This is a genomic window from Pseudoalteromonas sp. Isolate3 (genome assembly GCF_022398505.1).
In the GTDB taxonomy this organism is placed as follows: Bacteria; Pseudomonadota; Gammaproteobacteria; order Enterobacterales; family Alteromonadaceae; genus Pseudoalteromonas; species Pseudoalteromonas apostichopi.
The window spans coordinates 1-13057 of the sequence record NZ_JAKEVN010000040.1; the positions used below are offsets into that span (position 1 = coordinate 1).

A 13057-nucleotide genomic window follows, 5' to 3' on the forward strand; every position below is an offset into this window, starting at 1 on the left:
ACACTTATTTGAATGTTTATTAAAGTTGTATTTGAAAACCCTTGATTATCAATGTAACTCAAAACATCTTTTACCCTTTCACTAGTTTTATTTTTATCTAACAGCATTAATTGGTATGCAAGCGTTCTATAAAAGGTGCGTTGAAAGTTTTGATTTTTTGGATCTTGTATTCTTGCTTGATTAATCGCATTAGTTGCTTTTTCTGCTTTTAAAAATGCCGCTCTCTTATTTGGGAAGTAGCTCAATAAAAAGCTTTGCTGCATATAAGTGTTTGCTAAATGACTTTGCAAACTTGCATCATTCGGTGCCGTTTTAAGCATGTTGACTAGCTGTTGAGAAGCTTGTTCAAGCATTTCGAGTGCAGCGTTTAAATTACCGAGCCTTTCTTCTGTGGTTGCAATCCAGCTGATAGTATCTGTCTTATCGCGTAATAAATTTTTGTTATTAGGTTTAAGCTCAAGAGCTTGGTTTTTAAGTTTTAAGGATTCAGTAAAGCTTTGTTTTGCAAGTGCGTAATTAAACTGTTTTAAATACAGCGAGCCAAGTGAATTGTGTGAGTAAGATAGCTCCATAATTGAATTAAAGTCATTAGGGGCAAGCTGATACATCATTTCGCTGTAAGCCAAGTATCGTTTGAACATGGGCTCAGTCGCTAAATAATTACTTTGCTCATAAGTTAAATTACCAAGCCAGAAGGCATTGGCCCCTGCGAGCATTAGTAAATCAAGGTTGTTGGGTTGAACTTTTAGTAAAGATTCTAGGCGCGTTCGCGCATTTTCAAAGGCGGTGAGGGCTTCGTCGGTTTTGCCGCGAGAGTACGCCACTTCGCCCATGGCCTCTAAGGTTTGAGCGTATTGAAAACGGTTATTAAACTCGGCTTGTTTATCGCTAAAGTCAAACAAAGACGCTGTTTCTTCGTCTTGATTGGTAAAATACTCAAGGGCTTTATTGCTAATACCATCAAGTAAATCCATACGTTCAACGCTTCTGAGTTTGTCGGCAAATTCGCCAACCATAAAACCCAATAAACTTTCGGCCTCTTGGCGTTTTTGTTTTGCTATTTGTTCGGCGTGATAGCTGCGTACGCTCATAAATGTGGCAATAAAGGTTAAGCACACAAGTGCAGCCGCTGTTATTTGTAACACGCGTTTTTTACGTTTGGCTTTGTTGTTAGAAGCTTTAATTAACGCTTGTTCGTCACTCGATAAGCTAAACATAGGGTTTTTAACTAGGCTTTGTGCTTCTTGTAGCGGTTTGCCTTGCGCTAATAAAAAGTCGCTGTGTTTATGTTCAATCAGCCAGCGCTCGGTAGCTAGTTGCACACGGCTTTGAATTGCTAAGCTTTGTTGGTGCTCTTGCACCCAATCTATGGCGCGTTGCCAATGGCGTAGCAGCGCTTCGTGGGCAAGGCTAAAGCAGGCTTGCTCATTTTTAAGGTGCGATACAAACAAGCGGCTGTCGACCATGGCCTGAACAAGCTTGGTCGCAGCAGGGCTGGTTAATTCGCTCCAACGTGCTGCACGGCTAGTGAGTGTTTCGCCATCTGGGTTTAAAGTGATCAGCTTAGAAAGTACTGCGGCAAGTTCAGTTTGTTGGTCTTTGGGTAATTGGTAAAATACCTGTTCGGCTTTTTGGCCGATGGCTCCTTCGATGGTGCCAAGCGCTTGGTATTCAGAGAACAATAATTCGTTGTCTGGGCTGCGCTGTAAATAAAGCTGTTGCAAGGTGTATTGCAGCATTGGCAATGCATCTGGGTTATTGGCAGTATCGTTACAAAGTTGTTCATCAAGCGGTGTGTGATGCTCTGGGTGATGTTGCCAACTTAAGCCTGCTGCAAGTGCTGGCAAACGGATCATTTGCTTAAGCTCAGAGCGAGTTGGCGCTAATAAATCAAAATGTGCGCCATTGGCTTTACCTGCCATTAAACTTGGTTGACTCACTACTTGCGGGTAAAAGTCATTACGACAGGCACTAAAAATGATCATGCAGCCACTTGTTGCTAGGCGCTCAATAAGTGCTAACAGCTGGTTCCGCTCGTCATCGCTAAATAGCGGCGATGACAATAGCACTTCGAGCCGGTCGATAAATAAAAATAGATAGGGCGTAGTGCGCTCTGCATTTAGCGCTACAAGTGCTGCTTTACAGCGGGAAATAACCTGTTCTGGATCTGTTAATAACAATTCAGCCAACGCATCGGCGCTTATATCGCTAAGTACAGGTGCGTCGTTTATTTCTAAATCGAGCAAGGTTGAGGCTAAATCAAGGAGTAAGCGCTCTTTACTAACATCGGCAAAGTCGAGTTGGCAGTAACTGTGTACTCTAATGCCATCGTAGCCATTACTCGACATTAAAGCGGGCAATACACCTGCGTTAACTAACGACGATTTACCTGAACCACTGGCTCCCAAAATTAAGCAAAATGCGCGACCAAACTCAATTTGAGCCGACACTCGCTGTAACAAGGTGGCAATTTGTTTGTTACGACCAAAAAATACATCGGCTTGCTCTGGTGCAAACGCACTTAAGCCAACAAAGGGAGAATCACCTTGCCAACTGGTTTGGCTGGCTTTTTGTTCTTCGTTGAGTGGAAAGTTGATTTCGGCAATTACTCGATAACCGCGTTTACGAATGGTTTCTATGTAATGCGGATCGCTTGCTTTATCGTCAAAGGCTTTACGTAATTGGGTGATCACTTTATGCAGGGGGTTGTCACCCAGCGCTACATTTGGCCAGCAATGGCTGATAATTTCTTCACTTGTTAGTAGCTCACCTTGTTTTTCGCATAGCAGCAGTAATACATCCATCGCCTTGGGTTCAAGATGCTTTGTTTGCTCACCGCGTCGGATTGAGTTGGTAGCCGGGGTAACTTGCCATTCTCCAACGAAAAACAGTGCCGTATTCATAGTGTTATCTTCATTGTTATTGTTAGAAACGCAGTCCGATTGGACCGATTTTTTATAAGACTACGCGATACTTTGATTAATACAATATTATGAGATTAACAGCAAGCACCTTGCCTTTTCTGACATTAAAAAATCATATTGATGTCGTGTATATAAAACTTTTTGTAAAGTTTGTTTGACTTTTTGTGTTGCTAGATTAATCTTTAGTCAAGTTTACTTTACTTTTAAGGTGAGAATAATGAATCAAACAGGATTAACCTTTAAACAGCGTAATAAGCAGAACACGCTAAACCTCGCTAAATGGACATCAGCATGGGTGATTACTTTAGCAATTGCCTCATTTGGACCACATTTTTTATGGCAAGAGCAGGCTGTTTTTAGTGTTGTAGCAATCTTAATCAATGTAGTAGTTGGCATCATGATGATTTTATCGAACAAGCGACAACTACAAGGAATGGATGAGCTGCAGCAGCGTATGCACCTTAATGCAATGGCCATTACTTTGGGTGCAAGCTTGGTATTTGGTTTAGCTTATTCAGTGGTGCAATCAAGCGGTTTAATAAGCTTTAAAGAAGATATATCGCACCTCGTAATCTTTATGAGCTTAACCTATTTAGTGAGCCTTTTAATGATGAATAAGCAGTTAAACGACGAGGGCGAAGAATGAAAAACCGCTTGAAAGTGCTTCGTGCTGAGCACAACTACACCCAAGCGAAACTCGCAGAGCTTTTGGATGTGTCTAGGCAAACCATTAATGCGATAGAAAAAGGTAAATTTGACCCAAGTTTGCCATTAGCATTTAAAGCCGCGCGTTTATTTAACCTGAGTATCGAAGAGATATTTCAGGATGAGTAAGTCTGATAGCGTAGGAGGCGTTTTAACGCCGAATGTTAAATCATTCAGGTTAAACGCCACTTATCCTACGCGATATAAAATCGCTGCTACATTTTTGAGAGCTTAAGGCTTACAGCTTTGTCTTTTCATCTGCATCGCACTTAACGACCACATTAAAAAACCACCTAAGAATAGTGCCGCCGAAACATAGCCTGTTTGACTTGGCAGTGCGCCTTCGGCAATAGCCATGCCGCCAAGCCAAGGGCCAATGGCATTGGCTGTATTAAACGCACATTGCACAAGTGCGCCTATCATGGCGTGGCCTTGTGGTGATACATCCATTAATAGCGATTGGATCACAGTACCTAAACCCACGCTAAAGCCAATAAAGAAAATAACCGCATATAACAGCCAAATATTGTGGCTGGCGCTTACATAACTGGCAGCAAATACTATAGCACCAATTAGCGCTGCGCCTGTGGTTTTCAGCGGTGAGTGGTCGGCGGCTTTACCTAATACGTAGTTACCTAAAGTACAGCCAATACCAAACATGATCATGGCAACAGAGATAGTGTAAGCAGGGGTATGGGTGACTTCTAAAATAGTGTCAGCAATGTAAGTGTAAACACAAAATACACCACCAAAACCAATAATGATGATACCCAGAATGGTCCATACGAGCTTGTTCTTTAATACACTTAACTCATCGAGAATCGATGTTGGCGCGGTATTTTTTACGTTAGGTACGTATTTCACAATCAATACCAAGGCAACTAACGCAAGTACAGCGGTGCCCGCCAAACAATAACGCCAGCTAAAGTTTTGACCCACAAGGGTGACCATGGGCACGCCAACGATAGTAGCAATGGTTAAACCCATAAATACTTTTGACATAAAACTTGCGCGTTTATCGGCAGGGGCGATATCGGCGGCTAATAAAATAGCAGCGGCGAAGTAGGCACCGTGTGGTAAACCACTTAAAAATCGAAATAAAATAAGTTGCTCAAGTGAGTTTGCAAAAGCACTTAAACCATTGAATAAAAACATCATACTGACAAACATCAACAGTGCATTGCGCTTACGCATGTTGGCGGTTGTGATCATAAATAGCGGGGCACCGACGACTACGCCTATTGCGTAAGCACTGATGGCATAACCACTTTGCGCTGGCGTAGACGAAAATGTTTCGCTGATCAAGGGCAACATTGGCATCATAGAAAATTCTGATAGGCCTAAAATGAATGTGCCTAAAGCCAATACTATCAGAATGGTAAACGTGCTTGCGTTGCCTTGGGGGTTGGCTACGTTAGTCATGTAATTCCTTTAAAAATAAATTTAAAAACAAAATAGATTTTTGATAATTGAAAATGCCAGTAACAAATACTTTGTTCTGGAGTAGATATGTGTGCCCAGCGCTATTGTAATACAAGTTAACGGGGTTGATACAGTACTTTTTGGAACGTTCTATATTTGTTTGCTATAAGAAAATAACCTGAACTTCTTGAGTCTTTGCTGTTCAAATTAAATACAGATGAAAAGCCAACTATACTTGGTTAACTGAATTGGTTTAAAGGAGAGCGCAATGAAAAAGATATTTGCCTGTATCGACGGTTCATGCATGACCGATGCGGTGACAGAAGCGGCTATTTGGATTTCTGAGCGCTCCAGCCATCCGATAAATTTTCTGCATGCTTTAGAGCCACCTTTGCCGCAGGGCAGTGATGATTTAACCGCAATTATTGGTTTAGGCTCGCAAACCTCATTGTTAGAGCAATTGGCAAAACTTGAACAAGAGCGCAACAAAGTAGCGTCGCAGCATGGTCAATTATTGCTTGATGAAGCAATGAAAAAAGCCGAGCATGCAGGCCTAACCGAGATTGAGCAACAGCAGCTTTCAATGAGTCTTGTTGATGCCTTACTTGAACATGAAGACAATGCCCGCGTAATGATTATTGGCCGCTCAGGTAAAGGCCATTACGATGATTTTAAAGTACTGGGCTCGCATATTGAAACGCTGATCCGTCAGGTGCATACCCCGGTTGCGATTGTGCCGCCGCAATTTCATGAGCCTACAAATTTTATGCTGGCTTATGATGGCTGCGAAAGTACCGACAAAGCGATTACACAAATTATCAATGGTGGCATTTTATCTGGCTTAGATTGCCACTTGGTGATGGTGGATAAACAAGATGGTCACAGCCAAGACAAACTTGATACCGCCTCAGCAAGGCTGGCTGAAAACGGATTTAATGTCAGAGCGCGCATGCTCGATGGCGATGTTTACCAAGCTTTGTGGCGATATAAAAGTGACCATGCCGTTGACTTAATGGTGATGGGCGCATTTGGTCACTCTAAATGGCGGCAATTCTTTTTAGGCAGCACGACCTTAAAAATGATTGAAGATAGCCGTATTCCTTTAGTGGTGCTGCGCTAAGTTATTTACCTGTGACAGGGTGCGACAATATGTCACGTGTTCAGACTAATTAATGAGTTTTATAATCGGCGTCATTAATTATTTGCTTTGATTTTAAAAGAGTTATGAACACGCAATCTTCTCGCCCTGGTTTTTTATTTTCTAAAATTGCTGCAGCACTTAGCTGTGTTTTAAGTATTTCTGCCTTTGCTGATGATTCTATTGAAGTGATAGAAGTGCAAGGTCATGCCCAAAATAACCATCAATTAGTTGGCTCTGCTGACTCATTACTGAAAGATTTAGGTGTTGATTTTTCAGCAGCCGGAGGTGTGTCTAACTTGCCGGTGATGAACGGCATGATGGGAGATAGAGTTAAAGTTTTAGTTGATGGTGCTGATGTCACAGCAGCGTGTGCTAACCAAATGAACCCGCCACTCTCTTATGTGTCGGCAAACCAAATTGCCTCTTATAGTGTTGTTGCTGGTGTATCACCGGTAAGCAGTGGCGGTGATAATATTGCTGGTGTTATCAGGGTAAATACGATTGCCCCTGAATTTAGTGATACAGACTCAGTTAACTGGCGTGCTGGCTATGTTACTGCCCAGTATAAGAGCGTTAACGACAGCCAAGCATACGCCCTAGGTGCAAGCCTTGCTAGCAAACAGTTTAGCTTGTCTTACCAAGGTAGCTTTGAAGATGCTAACAGCTATGATGATGGGCATGGTGAGCGTGTACTTGATACCTTATATCGAGTGCAAAATCATGCTTTAACGGGCGCTATTCGTGATGAGAAGCAACAGCTTGTAGTTAAACTGACGCATCAAAAGATTCCTTACCAAGGCTTTCCTAATCAATACATGGATATGACCGATAACACCAGCTATGGTTTCGTTGCTCAGTATCAACGTGAGCTTGAAAATGGTGATTTGCAGGTGCAAGTGAATGCGCATGATGTAAAACACGAAATGGGTTTTTTCAGTAATGAGAAAACCGGCATGATGCCAATGAATACTGATGCACAAGATTACAGTTATCAAATTCACTGGCGCACTGATTTATCAAAACAGTCGTCACTAATGATAGGGCAAGAATACTACGGTTATCGAATTGATGATTGGTGGCCAGCTGTTGCAGGGTCAATGATGATGGGCCCAAATGAATACGTAAACATTAATGATGGCAAACGTGACCGCCTTGCGGCATTTGCTGAGTATCAAAACCAAGTAAACCAAGCATGGTGGGTATCGGCAGGTGTTCGTGTTGAGCAAGTAACCACAGATACTGGCGAAGTGCAGGCTTATAACGAAGGTGGTATGGGCGGCATGGGTCATATGGGATCGATGATGGATATGTCAAAAACCGATGCCCAAGCTGCGATGGAGTTTAACCAATTAGACCGTAAACGTGACGACACTTTAGTTGATATTAGCTTACTTGCTCGCTATCAATTATCGAACAACGATGAGCTGCAATTTGGTTTAGCTCGTAAAAACCGCGCACCCAATTTATATGAGCGTTATAGCTGGGGTGTCGGCACGATGGCAACCACCATGATTGGTTGGTTTGGCGATGGTAACGGTTATATTGGTAACCCAGATTTAGAAGCCGAAACAGCCCACACATTAAGCTCTAGCTACACCAAATTAGCCAAAGACGATAGCTGGCAAGTAACGGCAAATGTTTGGTACACGCAAGTAAATGATTATATTGATGCTGAAGTTACTAAGAGCTTTAATCGCACCGACATGGCGCATACTAAGCGTAATATTCTTACTTTCACGAACCTAGATGCGACACTTTACGGTGCAAAACTGGCGGGCCTGATTGAACTTTACAACACAAAGCAAGCAGGAAAGTGGCAGCTAAAAGGCTCACTAACCAGTACTCATGGCGAACGTGATGATAGCAATGAAGACTTATATCAAATTATGCCACTGCACACTGAGCTGAGCCTAGAGCACGAATACAAAGGCTGGCAAAACGCACTGAGCTGGCAGTGGGTTGATAGTAAAACTAATGTTGATGAGCGTCGTTTAGAAAACCAAACCGACAGCTATCAGCTATTGGCTATCTCAAGTCAGAAAACGTGGCAAAATTTAACCTTTAAGTTAGCAATTACCAACTTACTTGATGAATACTACCAACAGCCACTTGGCGGTGTAAGTATTGCTAATTATAAGCAAGATATGAGTAATGGCTTTGAGCAACTTGCAGGACAAGGCCGCTCGTATAATGCCAGTGTGAGTTATAGGTTTTAGGGAAGGGAGTTAGCGAGTTGCTAGGGGAAAGAGAGCTGTCAGCTATCAGCCGTCAGCTTTCAGATTAAAAACCAGAGTTTCTAGTTACGAGAGTAAAGTTAGCGAGTCAGGTCACGTGTCCGATAAAAATGTGAAATAAGCTGTCGTAGGCGTGAAATTTATTTCGCGCGTTATCTTTTTATATTGCGCGATATAAAATCGCGCCTACAATATCTCGCAACTCGCAACTCGCAACTCGCAACTCGCAACTCGCAACTCGCAACTCGCAACTCGCAACTCGCAACTCGCAATCATTTTATCGGCAAATATATATCCGTTTGCAGGTCACATTCATCTACCTCATGGATGAGGTTGAGGTAATGAAAAAAGCAAGGGAAGTCTCGGACCTCTTCGCCACTTTGCACCAGCCATTCACGGTATAAGTAGTAAACTGTATCGCTAATGGTGTCATGAGAGCCATTATGACGTACTACTGCACAGCGTCCTGCTGGGATTTCACCATTACGCACGCCTTGCGGGTTTGCAGTAATCGGTGAGGTGATACTGCCTGCAAAGTCAAAACGAAATGCATGGTCTTCAGTCGTTGCCGGATCGCTATATGGGATCCCATAAGTATTACTCGTTTTAACGGGTGAAAAGCCTGACTCTTTGCGCCACTCAATAAATTGTGCAGCGGTATTCATAAGGGTATTTGCAGCGCCTTGGTGGGTAAGTAACGCCACAGGCTGTGCTTTAAAATCAACAATGTTTACGTTCATAGGGCAAACCTTTTTATCGGGTAATGAGAATTCAAACTGTGTGTGCCAATTAGGCCAGTTTGGTTTGCTTCTGAATTCGCTTGGCGACTGCTTAAATGTGCGCTTAAAAGCACGGCTAAATGCTTCTGGGCTATCAAATTGCGCTTCTAATGCAATATCAATAACTTTAAGTTGATGCTCAAATGCAATTCGAAATGAGGCCCGCTTTAAGCGCGCAAGTTGCGCATATTTGGTGACACTTAGGCCAACCCCCGCGACAAATAAACGATGAAAATGATATTTCGAGCAACATGCCACCTCACTGAGTGTCTCCAGTGATAAAGGTTCATCAAGATGCTGACTAATATAGTCACAGACTAGCTCAATGCGTTGTTGTTGCCTCGTTTTCATAGTTACTCGTTAATGCTTTTCAGAAGTGAGGCCAGTTTGCCATGGCCCCTAAGTCGTTACCTGATTGAAATTGCGCATTTTGCTTAACATTTACGAATTGTAGCAGGTGCTTTTAAGCCAGAGAAAGCGTTAGAAGCTCCTTGAAGAAATCAGGGTAAGATAATTGAATAAATACTTTTTTATCTAGAGCGCAACGCTTTTTATTCTCTTTATGGGGTTTAGTGTTTCTTTGTGTAGCGCGAAGCGCCTCTTAATCTCTTTGTGCAATAAGTATCTTTGATGTAGACGTGAAATTTATTTCGCGTTAAAACAAATTGCACAAAGAGAACTGAATGATAAAACAATTAGTTAAAACAATAGGTTACTTGTTATTTTCTCTAAAGAGCATCGCCTCTTAACCTCTTTGTGCAATAAGTATCTTTGATGTAGGCGTGAAATTTATTTCGCGTTAAAACAAATTGCACAAAGAGAAGTGAATGAGAAGACAATGAGGGGAAACAATAGATCTTTTTTCTAACCACAGAGGACATAGAGAGCACAGAGGAAGAGAAGGAGAGACCATAATCTCTTTGTAAAAATTGTTTTCTCTGTGTAGCGCGAAGCGCCTCGGTGTTCTCTGTGGTTCAAATTGTCCTTTTCACAAAGAGAACAGAATGAGAAGACAATGAGTAAAAATAATAGATTACTTGTTGTTTTCTCTAAAGCGAAGCGTCTCTTATCCTCTTTGTGAATCATAGAAGTGTTGCGCGATGTAAAATCGCGCCTACAATTTTACCGCTGACCGCTAGGTATTTTAACTTTCCTGCTCAGTTTCTTGCTGTGCTAATTTATCGCGTTCTGCTTTTGAGATGTATGCCGGTTTATTGCTTTTATGCAATTTTGCATTGGCGCGCTTATCTTTTTGCTTAAGTTTAGTGAAGATCTTTTTTCTGCGGTTCATGAGTCTAACAAACGAATTAATAGGGTGAGTGGCTATTGTACCTTGTTGGTATTTTTAAGCGATCTATTTTGCTTGAATTAGAGATGTTATGTCGTCGTTATAAGCGTTACAATCAAGGCGACTTTCTAAAAACCTTCTTAAACTCTGGAGCTTATCTTGAAACATTCATTACTTGCTGCATTTTTATTAAGTGCTTTCTCTAGTCAGGCAGCTGTGTCTGAGCAAAGTGAAAAGCTGGCTAACTACGCGGTAGAGCAATATCAACAAGCGCAAATTCATACCTTAGAGAATTTAGTTTCGTACCCAACGGTAAATAAAGAAGGTCTAGCGACTCCTGATAACCCTGATTTCATTGGCTTTAAGTCGTTCTTAAAAATGAAAGCGGCGCAGTTTGGTTTTGATTACCAAGATTTAGGCTACACAGTATTAATTGGCATGGGTAACCAAGCTGACAAAGTAACCATAGTAACCCATGGTGATGTGCAGCCAGCAGATGCCAGTAAATGGCAGCAAAGTCCATTTAAAATGGATAAAACCTCTGAGCCAGGAAAGCTAATAGCCCGTGGGACAGAAGATGACAAAGGTGCTATTGCGACTGCATTGCATGCAATGAAGGCGATTAAAGACAACGGCATTACTTTAAATAACCGTATTGAATTAATGGTTTACCTTGCTGAAGAATCAGATTGGGCACCACTCGAAGAGTTCATGAAAACCTATCAGCAACCTAAATATGCTGTCACTATTGATGCTTCATACCCTGTGGTTGTTGCAGAAAAAGGCTGGAGCTTAATTGCGCCGACTTTCTCAGCAACCTCAGCACAAACAGGTTTATATGTCAGTGACTTAAAAGGCGGCGCCTTTGTTAGCCAAATCCCTGAAGATGCCAGTGTGTTAGTGCATAACGCTGATGCGGCGACTGTGGCTAAATTACACGATAATGTCGCTAAGCTTAAAAACGTCAAAGTGGCGATGACTGAGCAAGCAAATGGTTTGTTAGTGAAAGTGAAGGGGATTTCAGCGCATTCTTCTGAGCCAGAAGCGGGTGAAAATGCGATTGCTCACCTTGCTGAAATCTTCAAAGGCATCGATCTTGAGAACAATAGCGATGGTCAAGCAATTGAGTTTATCAATCAGCTAATTGGTCTTGATTTATATGGCGCGCAATTCGGTGAAATCGGTTACAAGCATGACTTTATGGGTCCGATGACCGTTTCGCCAACTTTATTAAGCCGCGACGGTAACGACATTAAACTGTCGATTAATATGCGTCGTCCGGTAGGTAAACAAGAAACCGTGCTTAGGCAGCAAATTAATGAAGCGCTTAGTGCTTGGCAAACCACGAATAATGTCACCTTAAAAGACACTAAAGTGGTAATTGGTACGCCAATGCTATTAGATGGTGCGCCTCATGCAGAAGCGCTACTCGATATCTTTAAGCACTTTACCGGCGATAAAGACGCGGGCTTTGTATCAATCGGTGGTGGCACAAATGCTAAGCTATTTGATAATGCGGTGTCATTCGGTCCATCAATGCCAGGTAAAAAGTACACAGGCCACTCAGAGCATGAGTTTATTACTGAAGAGCAGTTAGCACTGAACTTAAAGATGTACACTGCAATGATGATGAAGCTAGGTAATATGTAATTCTACATACTAATAAACGCCACTTTTAAAGTGGCGTTTTTGTTTTAAACTGGTGACTCATTCCAGTTTAAAACTGGGCAACAAACTTAAGGTTATAAAGTTCAGCAGAGCCGCTTTCAGTGTAATTCGCGGTTAAATAATAGCGATCGTTAATAAAGTACTTACCTTGTAAAACGAGTTCAGAATCATCCAACCCTGCACCTATGGCATAGTGATCGCCGAAGTAGTAGCTGATCATGGCATTGCTTGCTGAATCATCAAGGCTATCTTGGTGGCCAACATCGACAGTAATGTAATGGCTGCCGCTTAAATGATTAAAGTATCTGGCAGAGACATTCCAAACGTCGAGTTCATCATCTGTTTCTGCGCTAAAACCAAAGTAATCCTTATCGTTGATTTGGAGATTATACTGGGCTTTTAAGCGAAAATAATCATCACCATATTCACGCACATCCCTATTTACAGAGACTTTTAAGGCATCAATAAATAAGTAGCCAATTCCTAAGGTATAGTCATCAGTATCATCAACATCGTAAATTTCACCTGTAACAAACCAATTTTTATAATAACCTTCACCAAACATGCCAAGATAATCAGTGTAATCGCTATTAAAGTAATTCACTCGGATGTTTGAATCTGTATCTAGGTAGCCATAATCATCGAGCACACCCGAGCTCTGCTGCTCCTCAAAGTAGTAATGGCTCACTAATTGGTAAGCATTAAAACTATATCTGTTATTCTCGATGTGCGTATAGTCGATACTATTGAACCATTGTTTATTTACTTGTTGTTCTGTTGCGATTGAGCAGCTTGAATAAGCAAGTGTTGCAAGAGCAATAGGGGCTAGTTGTTTAAACATACATATCCTTGTTGTATTTGGTTTTGTTTCAAAAACATAATACAACAAGCTGGTA

At 41.8% G+C, this 13057-nt stretch carries 10 protein-coding genes; 5 read left to right on the forward strand and 5 right to left on the reverse strand.

Features of this window, described 5'->3' with window-relative positions:
• Positions 1-2903: winged helix-turn-helix domain-containing protein (locus L1D46_RS09950; RefSeq protein WP_239977491.1), on the reverse strand; the 2903-nt coding region annotated here is incomplete at its 3' end.
• A gap of 238 nt (positions 2904-3141) precedes the next feature.
• Between L1D46_RS09950 and L1D46_RS09955 the strand changes: the two genes are divergently transcribed.
• Together L1D46_RS09955 and L1D46_RS09960 are read left to right on the forward strand one after the other, a co-directional pair.
• The gene (locus L1D46_RS09955) at positions 3142-3570 is read left to right on the forward strand and encodes a hypothetical protein (RefSeq protein WP_130050946.1); all 429 of its coding nucleotides are present in this window, start codon (positions 3142-3144) and stop codon (positions 3568-3570) included.
• Complete coding sequence (locus L1D46_RS09960) at positions 3567-3758, forward strand: helix-turn-helix transcriptional regulator (protein ID WP_054551820.1); 192 nt, start codon at positions 3567-3569, stop codon at positions 3756-3758. The genes L1D46_RS09955 and L1D46_RS09960 overlap by 4 nt, the downstream gene beginning before the upstream one ends.
• Positions 3759-3860: 102 nt before the next feature.
• Here L1D46_RS09960 and L1D46_RS09965 read toward each other — a convergent pair whose 3' ends face one another.
• Positions 3861-5051 (reverse strand): MFS transporter, encoded by a 1191-nt coding sequence (locus L1D46_RS09965; RefSeq protein WP_239977492.1) that lies wholly within the window; start codon positions 5049-5051, stop codon positions 3861-3863.
• 268 nt (positions 5052-5319) lie between these two features.
• On the opposite strand from L1D46_RS09965, the gene L1D46_RS09970 reads away from it, so the two are divergent.
• Together L1D46_RS09970 and L1D46_RS09975 are read left to right on the forward strand one after the other, a co-directional pair.
• Positions 5320-6171 carry a universal stress protein gene (locus L1D46_RS09970; protein ID WP_239977493.1) on the forward strand — a complete coding sequence of 284 codons (852 nt, stop codon included), beginning with the start codon at positions 5320-5322 and terminating at the stop codon, positions 6169-6171.
• A 104-nt stretch (positions 6172-6275) separates the two neighbouring features.
• On the forward strand, positions 6276-8408 hold the full coding sequence (locus L1D46_RS09975; RefSeq protein WP_239977494.1) for a TonB-dependent receptor: 2133 nt from the start codon (positions 6276-6278) through the stop codon (positions 8406-8408).
• A 290-nt stretch (positions 8409-8698) separates the two neighbouring features.
• On the opposite strand, the gene L1D46_RS09980 is transcribed toward L1D46_RS09975, so the two are convergent.
• Together L1D46_RS09980 and L1D46_RS09985 are read right to left on the reverse strand one after the other, a co-directional pair.
• Positions 8699-9556, reverse strand: coding sequence for an AraC family transcriptional regulator (locus tag L1D46_RS09980; RefSeq protein ID WP_239977495.1), 858 nt, complete (start codon positions 9554-9556; stop codon positions 8699-8701).
• A 793-nt stretch (positions 9557-10349) separates the two neighbouring features.
• Positions 10350-10496 carry a DUF2986 domain-containing protein gene (locus tag L1D46_RS09985; protein WP_167658006.1) on the reverse strand — a complete coding sequence of 49 codons (147 nt, stop codon included), beginning with the start codon at positions 10494-10496 and terminating at the stop codon, positions 10350-10352.
• Positions 10497-10652: 156 nt separating this feature from the next.
• On the opposite strand from L1D46_RS09985, the gene L1D46_RS09990 reads away from it, so the two are divergent.
• On the forward strand, positions 10653-12143 hold the full coding sequence (locus L1D46_RS09990; RefSeq protein WP_130050952.1) for a dipeptidase: 1491 nt from the start codon (positions 10653-10655) through the stop codon (positions 12141-12143).
• 67 nt (positions 12144-12210) lie between these two features.
• On the opposite strand, the gene L1D46_RS09995 is transcribed toward L1D46_RS09990, so the two are convergent.
• Positions 12211-13002, reverse strand: coding sequence for a putative porin (locus tag L1D46_RS09995; protein ID WP_239977496.1), 792 nt, complete (start codon positions 13000-13002; stop codon positions 12211-12213).
• Between the last annotated feature and the right edge of the window lie 55 nt (positions 13003-13057).

Coding starts and splice junctions, on each gene's coding strand:
- L1D46_RS09975 (WP_239977494.1), top strand. CDS start 6,276: ATGAACACGCAATCTTCTCGCCCTGGTTTTTTATTTTCTAAAATTGCT.
- L1D46_RS09960 (WP_054551820.1), top strand. CDS start 3,567: ATGAAAAACCGCTTGAAAGTGCTTCGTGCTGAGCACAACTACACCCAA.
- L1D46_RS09970 (WP_239977493.1), top strand. CDS start 5,320: ATGAAAAAGATATTTGCCTGTATCGACGGTTCATGCATGACCGATGCG.
- L1D46_RS09965 (WP_239977492.1), bottom strand. CDS start 5,051: ATGACTAACGTAGCCAACCCCCAAGGCAACGCAAGCACGTTTACCATT.
- L1D46_RS09955 (WP_130050946.1), top strand. CDS start 3,142: ATGAATCAAACAGGATTAACCTTTAAACAGCGTAATAAGCAGAACACG.
- L1D46_RS09995 (WP_239977496.1), bottom strand. CDS start 13,002: ATGTTTAAACAACTAGCCCCTATTGCTCTTGCAACACTTGCTTATTCA.
- L1D46_RS09985 (WP_167658006.1), bottom strand. CDS start 10,496: ATGAACCGCAGAAAAAAGATCTTCACTAAACTTAAGCAAAAAGATAAG.
- L1D46_RS09980 (WP_239977495.1), bottom strand. CDS start 9,556: ATGAAAACGAGGCAACAACAACGCATTGAGCTAGTCTGTGACTATATT.